Source organism: Pseudomonas sp. EU05-FHT14B02 (genome assembly GCF_058791055.1).
In genome coordinates this window covers 1-20,760 of record NZ_JBYTDD010000045.1, presented here as the reverse complement: position 1 = coordinate 20,760, position 20,760 = coordinate 1, and the positions used below count along the sequence as shown (strand labels likewise).

20 protein-coding genes and 1 pseudogene are annotated in these 20,760 nt (G+C 59.4%); 4 read left to right on the top strand and 17 right to left on the bottom strand.

Features of this window, described 5'->3' with window-relative positions:
- Positions 1–3: 3 nt before the first annotated feature.
- The 7 genes from AC3WTM_RS28515 to minC all read right to left on the bottom strand — a co-directional run bounded on the left by AC3WTM_RS28515 (position 4) and on the right by minC (position 6,819).
- The gene (locus AC3WTM_RS28515) at positions 4–2,112 is read right to left on the bottom strand and encodes a mechanosensitive ion channel family protein (protein WP_219736592.1); all 2,109 of its coding nucleotides are present in this window, start codon (positions 2,110–2,112) and stop codon (positions 4–6) included.
- A 126-nt stretch (positions 2,113–2,238) separates the two neighbouring features.
- Complete coding sequence (locus AC3WTM_RS28510) at positions 2,239–2,562, bottom strand: hypothetical protein (protein ID WP_102671799.1); 324 nt, start codon at positions 2,560–2,562, stop codon at positions 2,239–2,241.
- A gap of 29 nt (positions 2,563–2,591) precedes the next feature.
- A complete protein-coding gene (locus tag AC3WTM_RS28505) occupies positions 2,592–3,881 on the bottom strand; it encodes a M18 family aminopeptidase (protein WP_102671800.1) in 1,290 nt (429 codons plus the stop codon).
- Positions 3,882–4,085: 204 nt separating this feature from the next.
- Entirely contained in the window at positions 4,086–4,721 is a 636-nt protein-coding gene (locus AC3WTM_RS28500) for an RluA family pseudouridine synthase (protein ID WP_015096127.1), read from the bottom strand.
- Between the two features lie 87 nt (positions 4,722–4,808).
- Complete coding sequence (gene minE, locus AC3WTM_RS28495) at positions 4,809–5,063, bottom strand: cell division topological specificity factor MinE (protein WP_007974947.1); 255 nt, start codon at positions 5,061–5,063, stop codon at positions 4,809–4,811.
- Between the two features lie 3 nt (positions 5,064–5,066).
- Positions 5,067–5,879 (bottom strand): septum site-determining protein MinD, encoded by an 813-nt coding sequence (gene minD, locus AC3WTM_RS28490; RefSeq protein ID WP_046817963.1) that lies wholly within the window; start codon positions 5,877–5,879, stop codon positions 5,067–5,069.
- Between the two features lie 202 nt (positions 5,880–6,081).
- Positions 6,082–6,819, bottom strand: coding sequence for a septum site-determining protein MinC (gene minC / locus AC3WTM_RS28485; protein WP_102671810.1), 738 nt, complete (start codon positions 6,817–6,819; stop codon positions 6,082–6,084).
- A 118-nt stretch (positions 6,820–6,937) separates the two neighbouring features.
- Between minC and AC3WTM_RS28480 the strand changes: the two genes are divergently transcribed.
- Positions 6,938–7,870, top strand: a complete 933-nt coding sequence (locus AC3WTM_RS28480) for a lipid A biosynthesis lauroyl acyltransferase (protein ID WP_102671801.1) — start codon at positions 6,938–6,940, stop codon at positions 7,868–7,870.
- 128 nt (positions 7,871–7,998) lie between these two features.
- Positions 7,999–9,171 (top strand): patatin-like phospholipase family protein, encoded by a 1,173-nt coding sequence (locus tag AC3WTM_RS28475; RefSeq protein ID WP_102671802.1) that lies wholly within the window; start codon positions 7,999–8,001, stop codon positions 9,169–9,171.
- A 111-nt stretch (positions 9,172–9,282) separates the two neighbouring features.
- Here AC3WTM_RS28475 and AC3WTM_RS28470 read toward each other — a convergent pair whose 3' ends face one another.
- The 8 genes from AC3WTM_RS28470 to puuE form a co-directional block, all read right to left on the bottom strand.
- On the bottom strand, positions 9,283–10,068 hold the full coding sequence (locus AC3WTM_RS28470) for an outer membrane protein OmpK (RefSeq protein ID WP_090453972.1): 786 nt from the start codon (positions 10,066–10,068) through the stop codon (positions 9,283–9,285).
- 377 nt (positions 10,069–10,445) lie between these two features.
- Entirely contained in the window at positions 10,446–11,231 is a 786-nt protein-coding gene (locus AC3WTM_RS28465; RefSeq protein WP_102671803.1) for an outer membrane protein OmpK, read from the bottom strand.
- A gap of 167 nt (positions 11,232–11,398) precedes the next feature.
- A complete protein-coding gene (locus AC3WTM_RS28460) occupies positions 11,399–12,757 on the bottom strand; it encodes a nucleobase:cation symporter-2 family protein (RefSeq protein WP_102671804.1) in 1,359 nt (452 codons plus the stop codon).
- 164 nt (positions 12,758–12,921) lie between these two features.
- The gene (locus tag AC3WTM_RS28455; RefSeq protein ID WP_102671805.1) at positions 12,922–14,226 is read right to left on the bottom strand and encodes a urate hydroxylase PuuD; all 1,305 of its coding nucleotides are present in this window, start codon (positions 14,224–14,226) and stop codon (positions 12,922–12,924) included.
- A gap of 50 nt (positions 14,227–14,276) precedes the next feature.
- Positions 14,277–14,780, bottom strand: a complete 504-nt coding sequence (locus AC3WTM_RS28450; RefSeq protein WP_102671811.1) for an ureidoglycolate lyase — start codon at positions 14,778–14,780, stop codon at positions 14,277–14,279.
- A gap of 147 nt (positions 14,781–14,927) precedes the next feature.
- Entirely contained in the window at positions 14,928–15,923 is a 996-nt protein-coding gene (gene alc, locus AC3WTM_RS28445) for an allantoicase (protein ID WP_008048382.1), read from the bottom strand.
- An 89-nt stretch (positions 15,924–16,012) separates the two neighbouring features.
- The gene (gene uraD / locus AC3WTM_RS28440; protein ID WP_057715759.1) at positions 16,013–16,528 is read right to left on the bottom strand and encodes a 2-oxo-4-hydroxy-4-carboxy-5-ureidoimidazoline decarboxylase; all 516 of its coding nucleotides are present in this window, start codon (positions 16,526–16,528) and stop codon (positions 16,013–16,015) included.
- Positions 16,525–17,451: an allantoinase PuuE gene (gene puuE, locus AC3WTM_RS28435; RefSeq protein WP_057715758.1), complete on the bottom strand. Its 927-nt coding sequence runs from the start codon at positions 17,449–17,451 to the stop codon at positions 16,525–16,527. The genes uraD and puuE overlap by 4 nt, the downstream gene beginning before the upstream one ends.
- Positions 17,452–17,885: 434 nt before the next feature.
- On the opposite strand from puuE, the gene uraH reads away from it, so the two are divergent.
- Positions 17,886–18,239, top strand: coding sequence for a hydroxyisourate hydrolase (uraH, locus tag AC3WTM_RS28430; protein ID WP_102671806.1), 354 nt, complete (start codon positions 17,886–17,888; stop codon positions 18,237–18,239).
- Positions 18,240–18,448: 209 nt separating this feature from the next.
- Here the strand turns inward: uraH and AC3WTM_RS28425 are convergent, their stop codons facing one another.
- Both AC3WTM_RS28425 and AC3WTM_RS28420 read right to left on the bottom strand, forming a co-directional pair.
- Positions 18,449–19,075, bottom strand: coding sequence for a LysE family translocator (locus AC3WTM_RS28425; RefSeq protein ID WP_102671807.1), 627 nt, complete (start codon positions 19,073–19,075; stop codon positions 18,449–18,451).
- A gap of 72 nt (positions 19,076–19,147) precedes the next feature.
- Positions 19,148–20,497: an NCS2 family permease gene (locus tag AC3WTM_RS28420; RefSeq protein ID WP_090453980.1), complete on the bottom strand. Its 1,350-nt coding sequence runs from the start codon at positions 20,495–20,497 to the stop codon at positions 19,148–19,150.
- A 175-nt stretch (positions 20,498–20,672) separates the two neighbouring features.
- Between AC3WTM_RS28420 and AC3WTM_RS28415 the strand changes: the two are divergent.
- Positions 20,673–20,760: pseudogene (locus AC3WTM_RS28415) on the top strand (LysE family translocator); the annotation flags it as partial.

Genomic DNA, 20,760 nt, shown 5'->3' with positions numbered 1-20,760 from the left:
CCGTTATGTCTTTTCCTGACCACCGCCCTCCGTTACCACTTGAATGCTCATCCGCGGTGTCGCCAGATCCAGTCCGGCTTCATCCATGTGCCGCTTGAGTGACAGGTTGAACGCCCGCGAAACCTCCCATTGCTTGATCGGCGCCGTCTTGAACCGGGCGCGAAGGATTGCGTTGCCCGACTCGAAACTTTCCACCCCCTGGAACTCCAGCGGAGACCAGATATTGCGCCGCTGCAGCGGGTCGGTACGCATTTTCTGGCCGACTTCGCGCATCAGTTTGATTGCATTGTCGATGTCCATGTTGGCCGGCACCGCTACCCGGAAGATCGCGTAGCCGAATTCCCGGGAGTAGTTCTTGATGCTTTTGATTTCGCTGAACGGAATGGTGTGGACGATGCCGTCGATGTCCCGCAGGCGCACGGTACGGATGGTCAGGCCTTCGACCGTGCCGAGGTGGCCGCCGACATCCACGTAGTCGTCAATGGCCAGGGAGTCTTCAATGATGATGAACAACCCGGTAATCAGGTCGGCTACCAGCGACTGCGCACCAAAACCGATGGCCAGACCGATCACACCGGCACCGGCCAGCAGGGGCGTGACGTTCATGCCCATGTTCGCCAGGGCAACGATCAGCGCGATGATGAAAATCGCTATGAACAGCACATTGCGGATCAGCGGCATCATCGTCTGTGCGCGGGCATTGGCCAGGCCTTTGCGCGAGCGGGTCAGCGCGTGATGCACGGCGGTGTCGCTGAGAATCCAGATCAGCCAGGCAAACAGCAGCGTGCCGGCGAGGCTGAACAGTTTGACGCTGACTTCATGGCCGTCGCCTCCGGTAAAGCGGATTAACGACATGCCCCAGACCCGCAGGCCGAGTTCGATAAAGGCCAGCCACACCAACAGGTGGACGATGGTGTAGAAGAAATTTTTCAGCCGTTCCGAATACACAGCGTAGCGCCGGATGCCGCGCTGCGGTTTGAGGGCGTGACGGCGTACCAGGCCGTTGATGACCATGCACAACACCAGCAAAACGGTGCAGATCAGCGACTGGCGCAGGGCGGTGCTGGTGTCGCCGGCGGAAATGAACGTCGCGAACAGGGAAATGGCCACCAGCACCAGCGCCGGCACGTACCAGAAGGTGCCGAGAATCGACAAGGTGTCGTTGAGGGCGCGGCGGGTCAGGCGCCGGGACAGAGGCTGGTTTCGGATCAGGTGGGCGATCGGCCGGCGGAAACGCAGGATGAATCGCCCCGTGGAGAGCGCGGCCAGGACATTGGCGACAGTCGCGGCGGTATGGGCCAGATGGCTGCCGAGGCTGTCGACCAGTTGCGGATCGCTCAGCGCTTCACCAAACGCGGCAAAGCTGCCGATCAGCCACAGTGGTCGAAAGGCCTGGTGCCGCAGGATGTACAAGGCGCGGTGGCGGTGTGGGCCGTCGAGCAGAGAGAAGGCAATCACGCAGATGGCCGAGAAGCATGTGCCGACCACCAGTGCATAGGCCAGCACCATCGCTAGGCTTTTGCCCAGGGACGAGGGCAGGGCGTAGCTCATGTAGACCGTGATCACCAGGGCAATCAGCCAGGGCCCGAGTTTGCGCAGCGCAAAACGCAACATGTCCAGGGCCCTGGGATGCTGTGGCAGTTCTTCGGTCAGGCCGAAACGCATCCGCACGCGGTGGCTGATCCAGATGAGGGCCGCGGCCAGCAGGCTCCAGACCATCAGGATCATGGCAAAGGCGAACAGCATGGGCAGCCATTCATTGGCGGGCAGCGCCAGCGCTACCAGTTCTTCCCTGGCCTGATCGAATTCACTGGACCAGAGCGTGAGCGGACTGTCGACGCCGGAAAATTTCTTCTCGAAATTGGCCAGGGTTCCGCCAATCAGGCCCAGTACGCCTTCTTCGGTAGTCGGCTGGGCCTGTTTGGTGGTGTCGCGGAGCTTTTTCAGGTCGGCCAACAGCTTGGAGCGTTGCTGGTCGTTCTCCAGCGACTTGATCACTTCGTCCAGAGATTGCCCCAGCGGTTCCTGTGCTTCGGGCTGCGCCTTGGCCTGGTTGTTGAGCAGGCCCGGCAGGCCGGCCGCCTGGGCAGGCACCACTGACAGCAGCGTCATCAGGCAGACAAGGACAATACACGGGAGGGAAAAAAGACGAGCGAACACTAGGCGGTCAACCTCGCAGGGAGCGGATCGACCGAGTGTACGAGCCCGTCAAAATCAATGCGAGCCAAGGGCGAGGAATTATTCGTTGAGTTTGGCGAGGATCTTGAGAACAACGGTCGCGAGAATGGTCAGCATGCCGATCCACATGGCAAATACACCGGCATTCTTATCGCGAAAGTTGAAGCCGACGGCCAGCAGGAGCATCCCGGCTAGAATCGGAATCAGCATGGCGTGAAAGGTAGACATCGAAATCATGGAGACGGCCTTGTCGAAGGGATACTTAAAGTCTAGGTGGCTTTTTTGCACGGTGTTGTCTGTAGGAGCGAGCTTGCTCGCGATGAACTTCAGGGCGCCGTGTTTATTCAGAAAACAAGCGTAATCGTTCACGTCCATCGCGAGCATGCTCGCTCCTACACAGGGTATTGCGGGGTTTACGGCAACTCGCGGCAGGCGTAGAACGCGCTCAGTACCTTGACCAGATGCGCCAGGTCATGGCTGCCGCACAGTTCGCGAATCGAGTGCATGGCGAACGTCGGCAAGCCGATATCCACGGTGCGCACGCCCAGGTGGCTGGCGGTGATCGGGCCTATGGTCGAACCACAGCCCATGTCGCTGCGCACTACGAAGCTTTGCACCGGCACTTCTTCAGCCATGCACAGGTGACGGAAGAACCCGGCGGTTTCGCTGTTGGTGGCGTAGCGCTGGTTGCTGTTGACCTTGATCACCGGGCCGGCGTTGAGTTTAGGGCCGTGGTTGGCATCGTGCTTGTCGGCGTAGTTCGGATGCACGCCGTGGGCGTTGTCAGCCGAAACCAGCAGGGATTTCTGAATGGTGCGTACGAATTCATCACCTTCAGGCAGCAAGCGACGCAAGGTTTGCTCAAGCATCGGGCCGTCGGCACCGCAGGCCGAGCAGGAACCGACTTCTTCGTGGTCGTTGCAGACCAGCACGCAGGTTTCGTCGGTGTCGGCCGTCAACAGCGCTTGCAGGCCGGCGTAGCACGACAGCAGGTTGTCCAGGCGCGCGCCGGCGATGAAGTCGCCATGCAGGCCAATGACCGCAGCGCTTTGTGTGTCGTAGAAACTCAACTCGTAATCGAGCACCACGTCGGCATTCAGGCCGTGTTCGCGGGCGAGCTGGTCGGTGAGCACCGCGCGGAAGTCCACACGCTCGTCACCGGCAAATTGCGCGAGGATCGGCGGCAGTTCGGTCTGGGCATTGATTGCCCAACCCATGTTGGCTTCACGGTTGAGGTGAATCGCCAGGTTCGGAATGATCGCGACCGGTGCCTTGAAGTCGATCAACTGGCTCTCGACCTTGCCATCACGACGGAACGTGACGCGGCCCGCCAGGGACAGGTCGCGGTCGAACCACGGCGCCAGCAGCGCGCCGCCATAGACTTCAACGCCTAGTTGCCAGAAGCCCTGGCGTTGCAGTTCCGGTTGCGGCTTGACGCGCAGGCACGGGCTGTCGGTGTGGGCGCCGACCAGGCGAATGCCACCGTGCAGCGGCGAGTGCCGGCCCATTTTGATCGCGACAATCGAAGAGTCATTGCGGGTGACGTAGTAGCGACCGTTGGCTTCGGTATTCCATGGCTCGCGCTCGTCGAGGCGTTGATAACCCGCCGCTTCCAGGTGTTTTACAAGGCTGGCGGTGGCATGGAACGGGGTAGGGGAGGCCTTGAGGAAATCGATCAGGCCTTGGTTCAACTCTTCGCGCATAAAGTAGCTCCAGACAGCAGTGGCGCCAGTTTAACGTATTGGTCAGGGAATTGGCGGTGGCGTGCAGGTGGAGTGGCGTCCGCCCCTGTAGAAGCGAGCTTGCTCGCGATGGTCGTCAGCGATAACGCGGGAGGCTTGGCGCCCCGCGGCGTTCTCGGGATCATCGCGAGCAAGCTCGCTCCTACAGGGGGGAGTGCGTTGCGTTCAGAACGGTGCCGGGCACTCGAAGCGCAGGCGTTCGCCACTTTGCGGGTGGGTGAACGTGAGCATGCTCGCGTGCAGACACAGGCGCGGCCAAGCCGCCAGCGCCTGCTCATGGGCATAGAGTCCGTCACCCAGCAGCGGATGACCAATCGAGAGCATGTGCACGCGCAACTGGTGGGAGCGGCCGGTGATCGGTGTCAGCTCTACGCGGCACCAATCGCCGCAACGCTCCAGCACTCGCCAGAAGGTCAGTGCGTGTTTGCCGAATTCATGGTCGACCACGTGGCGCGGCTTGGTCGGAGGGTCGTAGCGCAAGGGCAGGTCGATGCTGCCGCTGTCCAGTTCCGGCTGACCCCAGCACAAGGCGGTGTAGGCCTTTTCGGTTTCGCGATCGTGAAATTGTCGGGATAGTTCGCGATGGGTGTCCGGGTCGCGGGCCAGCAGGATGATTCCGGAAGTCTCCCAGTCCAGCCGATGGACAATTCGCGCTTCCGGGTAGCCGTTTTCCTGCAGGCGGGTAATCAGACAGTCCTTATTGTCGTCGGCCCGGCCAGGGACAGAGAGCAACAGGGTCGGTTTGTTTACCACCAGTACGGCGGCATCCTGATGGATGATGTGGATGTTGGACAGCGGCATTAAAACAGCCTCGTAACAAACGCCAACGGCGGTTGTAGGAGCAAGCAAGCTCGCTCCTACAACCGCCGTGGCTCCAGCCGGATCGACTCAGCGATCTGGCAGGGTGATATTGAGTTCCAGAATCGAGCAGCTGCCCTGGCTTTCCAGTGCGACGTGCACGTCATCGGACCCGATATTGACGTACTTGCGGATCACCTCGACCAGTTCCTTCTGCAAGGCTGGCAGGTAGTCCGGGGTACTGCGTTGGCCGCGTTCGTGCGCCACGATGATCTGTAGACGCTCTTTCGCTACCGACGCGGTGCTTTGCTTTTTGTTGGCACGAAAGAAGTCAAAAAGGTTCATTGCTTAGTTGCCTCCAAACAGGCGCTCGAAGAATCCCTTCTTCTGTACATCGAGGAAACGATGTTCCACGGTTTTACCCAACAGGCGGTCCACGGTATCGCTGTAGGCTTGGCCGGCATCGCTCTGGTCGTCGAGAATCACCGGAACACCCTGGTTGGATGCCTTGAGCACCGCCTGGGATTCAGGGATCACGCCGAGCAGGGTCACCGAAAGGATTTCCTTGACGTCTTCTACGCCGAGCATTTCGCCTTTGCTCACACGTTCCGGGTGATAACGGGTAATCAGCAGGTGTTCCTTGATCGGGTCTTCGCCGCGTTCGGCGCGACGGGACTTGCTGGCCAGCAGGCCGAGCATGCGGTCGGAGTCACGTACCGAGGAGACTTCCGGGTTGGTCACGACGATCGCTTCATCGGCGAAGTACATGGCCAGGTGTGCGCCTTTCTCGATGCCTGCCGGGGAGTCGCAGACCACGAACTCAAAGTCTTCCTTGAGCTGCATCAGGACTTTTTCCACGCCTTCGACGGTCAGCGCGTCTTTGTCGCGGGTCTGGCTGGCGGCCAGCACGTAGAGGTTTTCCAGGCGCTTGTCTTTGATCAGAGCCTGTTGCAGGTTGGCTTCGCCGTTGACCACGTTGACGAAGTCATACACCACGCGGCGCTCGCAACCCATGATCAGGTCGAGGTTGCGCAAGCCCACGTCGAAGTCGACGATCACTGTTTTGTGGCCGCGCAGAGCGAGGCCGGTACCGATAGCGGCGCTGGTGGTGGTCTTACCCACACCACCCTTGCCGGATGTAACCACGAGAATCTTGGCCAAGGTGTTTCACCCCTAAGGAAAAAGGACTTTTCAGTCCCTGAAAAACATCTCCTGAAAAACTACTGCAGTCGGACAGCCTTGGCTGGAATCCGGTTTTGAGCGGCGTTTACCCCCGGTAAACACTGCTTTCGGCCTTTTTCCTACTTCGTTTGAGCCGTTTTCGCTACGTTTTAGAGATGCTTGGAAAATGCGGCAGTATCCGTTAAAGCCGAATGATGTTCAACACGTCGCCGGACAGGCTGACCTGCACACCCGAACCCCATAGAGGGTCGCGGCGCAGATCTTCGGAAACCTTGTAATGCCCGGCGATGGAAATCAGTTCAGCACTCATTTGCTGACAGAAAATCCGCGCCTTGGTGTCGCCCTTGACGCCGGCCAACACGCGACCACGCATCGGGCCGTATACATGGATGTTGCCATCGGCGAGAAGTTCCGCCCCCGGGCTTACCGAGGAGATCACCACCAGATCGCTGCCCTGGGCATAAATCTGCTGGCCACCGCGTACCGGCGAGGTGATGATTTTCGTCGGCTTGATGGTCGGCTCGGGCGGTTTTTCCGGTTTTTTCTTCGGTTCGCCTTCGGTCAGGTCCAGTGGACGCTCCCGGGCACCGGACGGTGGCAGCACCGGCAGGTCGACCGCGATGGCGGCGGCAATGTCTTCGATGCGGCTGGCGCGGATCGCCAGGGTACGCAGGCCATGCTGGCGGCAGATGCGCATCAGCCCTGGCAGATCGACCGCGCCTCCGTTGGCCGGGAGTTTGTCCAGGGCCAGTACCAGTGGCGCGTTGCTGAAGAAGTTGGGCGCCTGTGCGACCTTGGCGGCCAGTTGCCGATCAAGGCTTTCGAGGTCGTTACGGGCCAGTTCCAGCACCGTAATGGCCAGCATGCTGCCCTTCAACTGGAACACGGGATCTTGGTCTAGCGGTTCGGTTTGGCTCATGGTCGGCATACAACGACTTGTCACTAAAAGTGCCGAGACTTATAACGAGAACGCCCGCGGGCCGCAAGCCGGGCCGAACGATGTAGAATGCGCGGCCATTGTCATTCCGGAAGCATTAATGGACCGCCCGCGTTTTCGAAAAGCATTTCTATCTCCACGTTTCTGGCCGTTGTGGTGTGGCCTGGGGCTGTTGTGGCTGATCGTCCAGCTGCCGTATCCGGCACTGCTGTGGATCGGTCGTGTCCTGGGCGCTTTGATGTATCGGGTAGCCGGCGACAGACGGCGCATTGCCAAGCGCAATCTGGAACTGTGTTTTCCTGAAAAAACCGCCGCCGAACGCAAACGCCTGCTCAAGGAAAACTTCGCCTCCACCGGCATCGCGTTCTTTGAGATGGCGATGAGCTGGTGGTGGTCGCGCAAGCGCCTGGCAAATCTTGCTCATATCGAAGGGCTGGAGCATTTGCAGCAGGCTCAGCGTGAGGGCAAGGGCGTGATCCTGATGGCCCTGCACTTCACGACGCTGGAAATCGGCGCAGCGTTGCTCGGTCAACAGCACACCATCGACGGCATGTACCGCGAGCACAAGAATCCGCTGTTCGACTACATCCAGCGCCAGGGCCGCGAGCGGCACAACCTCGATTCGCTGGCAGTGGAACGCGAAGACGTGCGCGGCATGCTAAAGCTGCTGCGCTCGGGCCGGGCGATCTGGTACGCACCGGATCAGGACTACGGCGCCAAGCAAAGCATTTTCGTGCCGCTGTTCGGCATTCAGGCCGCGACCGTCACCGCCACGAGCAAGTTTGCGCGGCTGGGCAAGGCGCTGGTGGTGCCGTTCACCCAGGAACGTCTGGCGGATGGCAGCGGATATCGCCTGGTGATCCATGCGCCGCTCGAAGGCTTCCCCGGCGAAACCGAGGAGGCCGACTGCCTGCGCATCAACCAATGGATCGAAAGCGTTCTGCGCGAGCATCCCGAGCAATACCTGTGGGCCCATCGCCGCTTCAAGAGCCGTCCACCGGGCGAGCCCAAGCTGTACGCGAAACGCGTGTAGGAGCGAGCTCGCGATGGTGGCCAACGATAACGCGGGACACCTGACCCCCGCGGCGTTTTCACAACTATCGCGAGCAAGGGAACAGGTCGAAACAACGAAATCCCATCAAGCACCATGGAGAGTTGTGCATGAGTCCAGGCGAACCGGTTACAGGGTTGATTCTTTCCGGTGGCGGGGCTCGGGCGGCCTATCAGGTCGGGGTGCTGGCGGCGATTGCCGAATTGCTGCCGCCGGGGGCCCGCAATCCGTTTCCGGTGATCGTCGGCACCTCGGCGGGCGCGATCAACGCCGTCAGCCTCGCCAGCGGGGCGATGGACTTTCGTAACGCCATCGAACGCCTGACGGCATTCTGGCAGGGCTTTCGCAGTCATCTGGTGTTGCGCAGCGACTGGCCCGGGGTAATCCGCCAGGCCAGCCGTTTTGTCAGCCACAGTTTGCTCGGCATCGGTACCCAGGTTCCGGTGGCGCTGCTCAACAGTTCTCCGTTGCGGGATTTGCTCAACGACAAGCTGCATATGGGTGGCATCGCCGAAGCGATCGCACAGAAGCAATTGCATGCGGTGGCGGTCACGGCGTTCGGCTATGAGTCCGGCCAGGCAGTCACCTTCTATCAGGGGGGCGGCAAGATCGATGCCTGGTTGCGCCATCGGCGTATCGGTGTTCCCACCCGTTTATCCGTTGAACACCTGCTCGCCAGTTCGGCCATTCCGCTGCTGTTCGCCCCGGTGAAAATCGGCGAAGAGTATTTCGGTGATGGCGCGGTGCGTCAGTCGGCGCCGATCAGTCCGGCGTTGCATCTGGGTGCCAGTCGGGTACTGGTGGTGGGCGTCAGCGGCAACCCTCGTGGCGTTGACCCACAACAACCTTTGCTGCGCAGCTACACCGGTCAGCAGCCGACCCTGGCGCAGATCGGCGGGCACATGCTCAACAGTACGTTCATTGACAGTCTGGAAAGCGACATCGAGCTGTTGCAGCGCCTGAACCAGTTCAGTCACCTGATGCCCGACGGTACACCCACCCGCGCTTTGGGCGTGGCGCCGGTGGACGTATTGGTGATTTCACCAAGCCAGCCGATCGACGAGATTGCCGCGCGCCATCGCCAGGAATTGCCGGCGGCGTTGCGCCTGTTTCTGCGCGGGCCGGGTGCGACCAAGACCAGCGGGGCAGGGGTGCTGAGTTATCTGCTGTTTGAGGCGGGGTATTGCAGCGAGTTGATTGAACTGGGGCGACGGGATGCGTTGGCCAAGCGCGGGGAGTTGTGCCGGTTTCTTGGAATAGGGGAGCCTTTGGTTTCGGCTTGAGATGTAGGAGCGAGCTCGCGATGGACGAAAGGACGCCGCGGGGTATCAGGACCCCAGCGTTATCGTCCTCGACAATCGCGAGCGGGCTCGCTCCTACAGGAGGTTTTCAGATCAGAAGTGAACCTTGACCAGGAAGCTGGTCACGCTCTGATCGGTCTTGAAGCCCTGGCTGTCTTCGATACCGTATTTGTTTTTCCAGTAGTCATACTCGACACCGACGTACAGTTGCTTGGCACCCAGATTCAACGCCTTGCCCAGGTCGTATTTGACCTGCGGGTTGAAGTGCAGGTTGGCGTGGTATTCGCCTTTGCTGTTGACGTCGTTGTCTACCACCCAGTCCATGAAGCCGTCGATCAGGACGTCCGAGCCACCCACCGGAATGGTGTAGGACCAGACCGGAGTGATCTGCCAGACATCGTCACCCGGACGGCCGCCCTCGGTGTGACGATTATAGAAGTTCAACTGGAAGTAATCGAAACCAGGAATGGCCAGGTCGAAACCAGGACCGACCAGGTACGACTCGGTGTCGTCTTCGCCGAACTCATACGTCATGGCCAGCAGCACGTCCTTGATCGGGCCGAACTCCAGCTTCTGGTCAAAGATCTTGCCGAACGACAGACGTGGCTGGAATTCGCCGTAGTGAGTGTTTTCACCCGCGAAATGGTCTTCCTTGCCGTTGTAGAAGATTTTGTCGATGAAGAAGAAGTTGTCGCCGTACTTCCAGGCATCGGCGTGTTCGAAGGTCACCGTCTGCTGGATGCGCGGGTTGACCTGGAAGTCCTTGCCATACAGGTAGGTCAGGCTGTTGTTCTGCCACTGCAGCAAATCGCCGGCCATGGCCTGGCCTCCGGCCAGCATCGATCCTGCCAGCATCAGGCTAGTGCACGTACGTTTCATTCGGTTGCTCCCAAAAAGTAGGTGGTTCCACGTTATTTTTTTAAGGTCGGCGCTCTGGTGTGGCGCCTTTTCTCTGTAGCGGTAAAAAATCATCCATTCGGTCAGCTTTAATGCTGTTAGCAAGAGCTGAGCCAAGGCTTTCAAAAAGCAAAAAAACTCCCGTTCGACGGCGCAAAAGCGGTCGATTGAGAGGGGGGTGGAGTGCCTTGGTACCTGCCAGAGCCGGGATAAGTTGGCTTTTTGGTCAGGTTTTACATCCGGACTTTTTTTTAAACCGGATTCGGGCGGCCGCGGAGAATACTGACTCCTCGGCCAGGTCTCAAGTGCTCCGCAACGGCGCACCGACGGCAGGTTTTGGGCACGGTTGCGGAGCAACATCAGAAGTGCACCTTTACCAGCAGGCTGGCGGTGTTTTCATTGGTGTTGAAACGGGAGCTGTCCTGGACGCCGTATTTGTCTTTCCAGTAGCTGTATTCGGTGCCGACATACACCTGTTTCTCGCGCCAGCCCAGGGCTTTGCCCAGGTCGTATTTGATCTGCGGGTTGAAGTGCAGGTTGGCGTGATAGGTGCCGCGGGCGTTCTGGTCGTTATCCACCACCCAGTCGATGTAGCCGTCGATCAACAGGTTCGAGTTACCCAGTGGCAGGGTGTAGGACCAGGCCGGGCTGATTTGCCAGACATCATCGCCAGGGCGCGAGCCTTCGGTCTGGCGGTAATAGAAGTTCAAGGTGAAAAAGTTGAAGCCCGGTACCGCGAGGTCGAAACCAGGGCCGATCAGGTAGGCCTCGGTGTCGTCTTCGCCGTTCTCGTAGGTCATGGCCAGCAGCACGTCCTTGATCGGGCCGAATTCGAAACGGCGGTCGAGGATCTTGCCGAAGGAGAGGCGTGGGCTGAACTCGCCGTAATAGGCATGAACGCCTTTGTTTCGGTCTTTCTCGCCGTTGTAGTAGGTGCTGTCGATGAACATGAAGTTGTCGCCGTACTTCCAGCGGTCGGCGTGTTCGAAGGTTATCGTCTGCTGGATCGCTGGGTTGATCGCGAAGTTCTTGCCATACAGATAGCTCAGGCTGTTGGTCTGCCACAGCAGTAGATCGCCGGCCATGGCCTGACTCGCGGCCAGCAGGCCAGCAGCCAACAGCAGGTTGGTTTGTGTCCGAATCATCTGTTGCTCCCTCTTGTTTTTATTTTAAGGCGCAGGAAACCCTTACCCTGTAGGAGCGAGCCTGCTCGCGATGGTCGTCAACGATTACGCGTGTTATCTGGATAAACGCGGTGTTCTCGGGTTCATCGCGAGCAGGCTCGCTCCTACAGGGGGCGTGTGTTTCCGGGTTAATGCGTGTGGGCGTGGCAGTCGTTGATGGCCGCGCGTTCGGCTCCACCAAGGATGTTGAACAGCAGGTTCAGCGTCAGCGCGCTGAGGGTGGCCATGGCGATGCCGCTGTGGGTGATAGGGCTCATCCACACGGGCAGGTGGGCGAAAAACTCCGGGCGTACAACCGGGATCAGACCCATGCCGATGCTCACCGCCACCAGCAACTGGTTGCGACGGTCACCGATGTCAGCTTCCTGGAGAATCTTGATTCCGGTGGCGGCGACCATGCCGAACATCGCAATCGCTGCGCCGCCCAGTACAGCCGGAGGAATCGACGCCACCAAAAACGCGGCTTTGGGCAGCAGGCTCAAGACGATCAGCAAGCCGCCGGCAACGATGGTCACCGAACGGCAACGCACGCCGGTCATCTGTACCAGGCCGATATTCTGGGCGAAGGAGGAGTGGGTGAAAGTGTTGAAGAAGCCGGCGAAGAACGAAGCGCCGGCATCGCACAACAAGCCTCGACGCAGCATCCGTGGGCAGACTTCCTGGCCGGTGATCTTGCCCAGCGCCAGGAACATCCCGGTGGACTCGACGAAGATGATCACTACCACCAGGCACATCGAGAGGATCGGTGCCAGTTCGAATTTCGGCAGGCCGAAGTGCAGCGGAGTGACGAATTGCAGCCATGGCGCCTGAGCCATGCCACTGAGGTCGACCATGCCGAGCAGGCCGCAGAGCACGTAGCCCAGGCACATGCCGATCAGCACGGAGATATTGACCCAGAAACCGCGCATGAAGCGATGCACCAACAAGATGGTACCCAGTACCAGTGCGGCGATGGTCAGGTAAATCGGAGAACCGAATTGAGTGGCGCTGGCACCGCCGCCGGCCCAGTTCACAGCCACGGGGAACAGCGACAAACCGATCGAGGTGATGACTGTGCCGGTCACCAGCGGCGGGAAGAAGCGTACGACTTTTGACATGAACGGGGCGATGATCATGCCGAAGAAGCCGGCGGCGATGGTCGCGCCGAAGATCCCTTGCAGGCCGATACCGGGCATGCCGGCCATGGCGACCATGCTGCCGACGGCGGCGAAACTGGCGCCCATCATCACCGGCATGCGAATGCCCATGGGGCCGATGCCGAGGGACTGGACGATGGTGGCGATACCCGCCACCAACAGGTCGGCGTTGATCAGGAAGGCGATTTCTTCACGACTCAGGCCAGCGGCCTGTCCGATGATCAGTGGCACTGCAATGGCACCGCCGTACATCAGCAGAACGTGTTGCAGACCAACCAGGATCAGTTGCAAAAGGGGCAAACGCTGAATGGCGGGTGCGACGGGGATGCGCGCTTCGGATAGCTCGGACATGCAACACCTCGGATTTTTTTATTCTTGTGATTTACAGCTGCAGTGCTGCTGGCAGCTGTATTCGAATCTGGTGGACCGCGTTGCGGCCAATCGCAGGCAAGCCAACTCCCACACAGGCCATGCAAAACCTGTGGGAGCGAGCTTGCCCGCGATGCTTTTAGCGATTAATTGGTCTGGGCTCCCTGCACAATCCAGGCACCGATCAGGTCACGTTCCTGCTGAGTCATCTGCGTGATGTTGCCCAGTGGCATGATCTGGCTGGTGACGGCTTGCGCCTGAATCCGCGGTGCGTTCTGGCGGATTTGCTCGGGAGTGTCCAGCATCACACCGGCCGGTGCCGCGCTGAACAACGGGCTGGTTGGCTTGGCCGAGTGGCAAACCGTGCAACGTTCCTGAATCACGCTGTGCACCTTGTCGAAACCCGGGCCAGCATTGGATGCCTGAGCCGGAGCGGCAGCAGGTGCTTGTGCAGGTTTGGCTTCAGCAGGTTTCAAACCACCGCCCACTGCGGTTTCCGGCAGCGGCTGGTATTCGATTTTCGCTGGAGCGTTGGCCACTTCAGAGGCGCTGGACATCGGCTTCGGACCGGACACATAAGCCAGGCAGATCATGCCTACCGCTGCCACCGGCAGGGTCCAGGCAAACTTGTGGCTGTCGTGACGGGTGTTGAAGTAGTGACGCACCAACACCGCCAGTACCGCGATCCCGGCCAGGATCAGCCAGTTGTACTGGCTGCCGTAGGTGCTCGGGAAGTGGTTGCTGATCATGATGAACAGCACCGGCAAGGTGAAGTAGTTGTTGTGACGTGAACGCAGCAAGCCTTTGGCCGGCAGCGCCGGATCCGGCGTGCGGTTCTCGGCGATCGCCGCCACCAGTGCGCGCTGCGCCGGCATGATGATGCGGAACACGTTGCCGACCATGATGGTGCCGATGATCGCGCCGACGTGCAGGTACGCACCACGACCGCTGAACACTTTGCTGAAGCCGTAGGCGGCGCCGATGATCAGGACGAACAGGATGAAACCCAACAGGGCAGGGCGTTTGCCCAGGGCCGAGTCGCAGAGGAAGGAGTAGATGAACCAGCCGATGAACAGCGAGCCGAGGCCGATGGCCACGCCTTCAGGACCGCTCAGGGTGCTGCCCGGAGCCAGCAGGTAGAGCGTCGGGTTGGAGTAGAACACCACGCACAGCAGCGCGATCCCCGACATCCAGGTGAAGTAGGCTTCCCATTTGAACCAGTGCAGGTTGTCCGGCATGGTCGGTGGAGCCAGTTTGTATTTTTCCAGGTGATAGATACCGCCGCCGTGGATCGCCCACAAATCACCGGCCAGACCGCTTTTCGGATTGACCCGATTGAGGTTGTTTTCCAGCCATACGAAATAGAACGACGCACCGATCCAGGCCACGCCAGTAATCATGTGAACCCAGCGCACGCTCAGGTTCAGCCATTCCAACAGATGTGCTTCCACAGTCTTTACCTCTCGCCTGTCACTCTGTTGTCGAGTGATCAGACCTTCTCTTATTGGTGGGGGGCGAGGATCAAACGCTCATCCTCTTTGAAAAAATGCTCATCGCAGTTATTGCCTGTGCCACTGCGATCAACCACCAGGAAGTCATCCCGCTTTTCGATCGTCAGCACCGGGTGGTGCCAGACGCCGCGATGGTAATTAATGCCCTGCCTGCCGTTGGTGACGAAGGCGCGGACCAAGCCTGATACAGGTTCATCGCCAAGTGGCGCGACCACGATCAGAAAGGGGTTGCCGAGCAGCGGAATGAAAGCCTGGCTGCCCAGCGGATGGCGCTCCAGCATGCTGACGGTCAGGGGCATGTCCTGCGCGTCGGCGCGGAAAATGCTGATGATCGCCTTGTCCTCTGGCGCGGCGGTTTCCACCGTCGCCAGTTTGTGGAAGCGCATGGTCGAACCGTTGTTGATCATGAAGTGATCGCTACCGTCGGTTTCGATAACGTCACCGAAAGGGGCGAAGGCTTCTTTGGTCAGCGGTTCAATCGTCAGTGTGCGCATGCTGGTCTTCTTAATTTGTTCAGGTGTGGATGATTCTTTGTAGGAGCGAGCTTGCTCGCGATGGTCGTCAACGAAAACGCGCCCAATCTGAATGAACACGGTGTCTTGACGTTTTTCGCGAGCAAGCTCGCTCCTACAGGCTCAGCATTACTTCGCGACCTTGCCCAAAACGCGCAGGCGGCTCACACCACCATCCGGGAACACGTTCAGGCGGATGTGGGTGATCGGGCCCAGTGCCTTGATCTGCTCGGCGAAGGTGTGCTCGGCGTGCATTTCCAGCTTCTGGCTTGGCAGCAGTTCGCGCCAGAACAGCGACTGGGTTTCGATTTGGCTGTCGGTACCGCCCTTCACGAACGCGCCCTGGATCGAGCAGCTGTCCGGGTAGTTGCCTTTGAAGTGCAGGGTGTCGACGATGACTTTCTCGACTTCGCCGGCATGACCCAGCGCGACGATGACCCAGTCATTACCCGGGGTACGACGACGCGCGGTTTCCCAGCCATCGCCCATGTTGATGCCACGGCCCGGGTTGAGGATGTTGCTCATGCGGCCGAAGTGTTCATCGGAGCAGGCGAGGGCGCGACCACCGTTAAGGGCCGCAGCCAGGTCGACTTGCTCGTTGTCGCCGGTAGCCGACCAGTCACGGAACGGCACGCCGTACACGCGCAGACGGGCCACGCCGCCATCCGGGTAGATGTTGAAGCGCAGGTGGCTGAAGGCCTGGTCGTTGTTGATTTCGTGGTAGTGGTGGCTGTTGCCTTGCAGCTCAACGGCCGACAGCACTTCAACCCACTGGGTGTTTTCGTTCGGCTCGCCTTCGGCCAGGAAGCAGGCTTCCAGGGACGCCGATGGCGGGAAGTTGCCGGTGAAGAATGAAGTGTCGATGTCGACGCCCTTGATCGAACCCGGTACGCCCAGGCGGATCACTGCGCTGTCGAAGCCTTCGAAGCGCTTGCGACGCGATTCCCAGCCGTCCATCCACTTGCCGTTGTCATCGAACACGCCCTCCTTCCATACGGCCGGGGTCGGTTGGAACAGACGGTTGGCGTCTGCGAACCAGTCATCGGTGACCGAGATGATTTTAGTGCCCAGTCGGGCATCGGCCAGGTTGACGAACTTCTCGAAAGGTACGGCGTAAGCTTTCATTCTTCTTGTCTGCCTTTAAATAAGTGGCTTGGGATACTTGCCAGGCCCCGGCGGTTTCGGCGTTCTTGAATCCGCTGGGGCCAGGCTTGCTATAGGGTCAGTAATCGGAACAGGGCGATCTTGTTGATCTCCGCCAGCGCGCACTTGAACTCGGTGTCGACCGGGTTGTGGATGCGCGTTTCGAACGCTGCGAGGATCTGATGCCGGTTGCTGCCTTTTACCGCCATGATGAAGGGAAACTTGAACTTGGCTTTGTAGGCGTCGTTCAGCTCGGTGAAGCGAGAAAACTCTTCGGCCGTGCATTGGTGGATACCGGCGCCAGCCTGTTCATTGGTGCTGGCTTCGGTAAGTTGGCCCTGGACGGCGGCTTTGCCGGCCAGGTCCGGGTGAGCGTTGATCAATGCCAGCTGACTGGTGTGATCGGCGCTCAACAGGATGTCGCTCATGCGCTGGTGCAGGGTTTCGATCTCATCGATCGAGGCATCCTGGCCCAGGTCGTAGGCCTTCTCGGCCACCCATGGCGAATGTTCGTAGATGTCGGCGAAAGCGGCGACGAAGGCGTCGCGGCTCAGGGCCGAAGGTTTGACGGTTTGAAAGGTGCTCATTTGGCAGCCCCTGTGTACGGGTGGGTTTCTTGCCAGTGACGCGCGATGTCGACGCGACGGCTGAACCACACCTGTTCATGACTTTTAGCGTATTCGATAAAGCGCTTGAGTGAAGCCAGACGCGCCGGACGGCCGATCAGGCGGCAGTGCAGGCCGATCGACAGCATCTTGGGAGCCTCGGCGCCTTCGGCGTAGAGCACGTCGAACGCATCTTTCAGGTATTCGAAGAAGTCGTCGCCCTTGTTGAAACCCTGGACCTGGGTGAAACGCATGTCGTTGGTGTCCAGGGTGTACGGAATCACCAGGTGCGGCTTGCCGGTCGGGTTGTTCGGTTCCCAGTAAGGCAGGTCGTCGTCGTAGGTATCGCAGTCGTAGAGGAAACCACCTTCTTCCATCACCAGGCGACGGGTGTTTGGACCCGTGCGGCCGGTGTACCAGCCCAGCGGGCGAGTGCCTGTGATTTCGGTAAGGATGCGGATCGCTTCGAGCATGTGCTCGCGTTCCTGGGCTTCGTCCATGTACTGGTAGTCGATCCAGCGATAGCCATGGCTGCAGATCTCGTGGCCGGCATCGACCATGGCGCGGATCACGTCCGGGTGACGCTGGGCGGCCATGGCCACGGCGAAGATAGTCAGTGGAATGTCGAATTCCTTGAACAGCTTCAGGATCCGCCACACGCCGGCACGGCTGCCATACTCGTAGAGGGATTCCATGCTCATGTTGCGTGCGCCTTGCAGCGGCTGGGCTGAAACCATTTCCGAGAGGAACGCTTCGGATTCTTTGTCGCCGTGAAGGATGTTGCGCTCGCCGCCTTCTTCATAATTGAGTACGAACGACAGGGCAATACGGGCATTGCCCGGCCAGTGGGGGTGAGGAGGGTTACTGCCGTAACCGACCAGGTCGCGTGGGTAGTCAGCGCTCACTGCAGGCTTCCTTCTTATTCGATGATGACGGTTGGTGTGACGCAGCTGAAAATGGGATGGCAGGCTTGCGTCACAGCGATGGGCTGATTGTATACAACTTTATATTCACTTTGTAAGCCTGATTTTTCGCATTTTTCACCGACTGTCATCTTTTACTGCTATTGGCGTGAGCCTGCAAGAAATCTGCCTGACTGGTCAATTATTGATTGAAGGGTTCATAGATTGTGCGGTTTAGCGGTAAATCGACGACAAATATGCAGATGGCGGGAGTCACGGGAAAAATGTCGTTTTTATTGTGTACAATTTTCATGGAAAATGTCTTAATCAGTCGCTCGCCGCAGCTTTTCGTGCTCCGAATCGGTGCGGTCTCCTTTTCAACTGACTTCGGGAGGCGCGAAGTCTGACTGCTCCACGCAGGCAGGCGCGCAGAATCAATGGGACGTTTGACTACACACGTTTTGGACGCAGCACACGGTTGCCCGGGCAGCTCGATCAAGGTTGAGTTGTACCGCGTTGAAGGTTCGCAGCTGGAATTGGTCGCCACTGCCGTCACCAACAGCGATGGCCGTGTCGATGCACCGCTGCTGCAAGGCGATGACTACCGCACCGGGGTCTATCAGGTTCAGTTTCATGCCGGCGATTACTACCGCGCCCGTGGCGTTCAGCTGCCGGAGCCTGCATTCCTTGATGTGGTGGTGCTGCGTTTTGGCATCTCCGCCGAGCAGGATCACTACCATGTGCCGTTGCTGATTTCGCCTTACAGCTACTCCACCTATCGCGGCAGCTGATCCCCCAGGCAGCTGCTGCAACCTGGAAGCGACTGCGCATATAGCTTCTTTGGTCTTTCGCCCGCTCACACTGCGGGCTTTTTTTCGTCTTCTGTCGGAGCAGCCGGTCGACGCTCGATTGCTCGCGATGGAGGCCCGGACAACGCGATAATTCATATTGCACGCGTTATCGTTGACGACCATCGCGAGCAAGCTCGCTCCTACAACTGTTATCGGCTCAACAACGATGCAGCCCCCGCACCACTGAACAGCCCCGCACTGATCCGGTTGAACCAGCTCTGGCCGTTGCCGCTGCGCAGATACCGTGCCGCACCATGGGCGCCGAGGCCGTAGGCCAATTTGCACAGCAGGTCGAGCACGGTCCAGGTCGCGATCATCACCAGCAGTTGTGGGAGAAACGGCTGTTCGGCACTCAAGAACTGCGGCAGGAAAGCGGCGAAGAACAGGATGTCTTTCGGGTTGCTCGCGCCCAGCATGAACGCACGCCCGAACAGTGCGCGAAATTGTGGCACCGGCGCGGCCTGTGGCACTTCAGCGCCATGGGAAGGCAGGCGCGATTGCTGCCAGCTCTGCCAGGCGAGGTAGAACAGGTAAAGGGCGCCAAGAATCTTCAAGGCACTGAACAGCTGTTCCGACGCCAGCAACAACGCACCCAGGCCCAGCGCCGAAGCACTCAGCAGGCAGATCGATGCGGACACGCCGCCGAGAAAGGCCGGGTAAGAGCGGCGCAGGCCGTAATTCAGACTGTTGCTGATCATCAGCAACGACAGCGGTCCCGGGATCAGGATCACTATCAGCGCAGCGCCGCTGAACAGCAGCCAGGTTTCCAGACTCATCACTTTCCTCCATTTGCACAAAAGCCCCACCCGACGGGGTGAGGCTGTTTTCAAGCGTGTACCGCGTTTGGCTTACAAGAAGATGAACTTGGCGATGAAGATCGCGCAGAGCACCCACAGGCTCACCGAAATTTCCTTGTACTTGCCGGTACCGGCCTTCATCGCCACATAGGTGATGAAGCCCAGTGCGATGCCGTCGGCGACCGAGAAGGTCAGGGGCATCATGATTGCGGTAACGATCGCCGGAATACTGTCGGTGGCTTCGTCCCATTCGATGTGGGCCATGCCGCCCATCATCAGCATCGCTACATAAATCAGCGCACCCGCGGTTGCATAGGCAGGGATCATGCCGGCCAGCGGTGCGAAGAACATGGCTGCAATAAATAGCACACCTACGGTCACTGCGGTAAGACCAGTCCGACCACCCGCTGCAACGCCGGCAGCACTTTCCACGTAGCTGGTGACTGGCGGAACGCCGACTACCGCACCGAATACGCTGGAAGCACTGTCGGCTTTCATGGCGCGGGAGAGGTTTTCGATCCTGCCATCAGCGCCCACCAGGTTGGCACGCTGGGCAACGCCCATCAGTGTGCCTGCGGTGTCGAACATGTGCACGAAGAGGAAGGCCAGGACCACGCTGACCATGCTGATGTTGAATACACCCACAACGTTCATGGCCATCCAGGTCGGAGCCAGGCTTGGCGGGGCCGACATGATGCCCTCGTAGTGCACCAGCCCAAGGCCCCAACCGGCGAGGGTCACGGTGATGATGCTGATGAGGATCGCGCCGAACACCTTGTGATAGCTGAGGATTGCAATCATCAGGAAGCATACGGCGGCGAGCAGCGGACCGGGTTCGCGCAGGGAACCGAGTTTGATCAGTGTGGCAGGGCTATCGACGACGATACCTGCGGTTTTCAGGCCGATCAGCCCCAGGAACAGACCCACGCCGGCGCCCATGGCGAAGCGCAGGCTGACCGGGATGCTGTTGAGCAGCCATTCGCGAATCCGCGAGAAGGTCAGGATCATGAACAACACACCGGACACAAACACCGCGCCGAGGGCGGTTTCCCAGTTGTAGCCCATGGTGCCGACCACGGTGTAGGTGAAGAAAGCGTTCAGCCCCATGCCTGGTGCCAGGCCGACCGGCCAGTTGGCGTACAGGCCCATCAACAGGCAACCGAGTGCCGCGGCGATACAGGTGGCGACGAACGCGGCACCGTGATCGATCCCGGCGTCGGCCATGATGTTGGGGTTGACGAAAATGATGTAAGCCATGGTGATGAAGGTTGTCAGACCGGCAATCAGCTCGGTCTTCACCGTGGTGCCGTGCAAGCTGAGTTTGAACAGACGTTCCAGCAAGCCATTGCGTAATGGCGGCGAGATTTCCAGCGTCGATGCTTCGGATTTGCGGCTTTCCACAGCGAGTACTCCTCAAGAGTTTTATTGTTATTTCCAGGGCCGGATCCGAGAGGGGTGGCAGCGGCCCTTTGAGGTACTTGCGAATTTGTTGACCTCTTGGTCAGGAACTCGCACGAAGTGGATTATGCTTTTGTATACAAAGAATGCAAATAATGTTTTTGGTTTTGTAGACGAAAAGTTTGGCAATACGGCGTTTGACGTGCTCGGTGTGCTCAGCGGCCTGTACCTGTTCTGGCTCGGCTGGCGTGCGGTGCGCGCCCGGC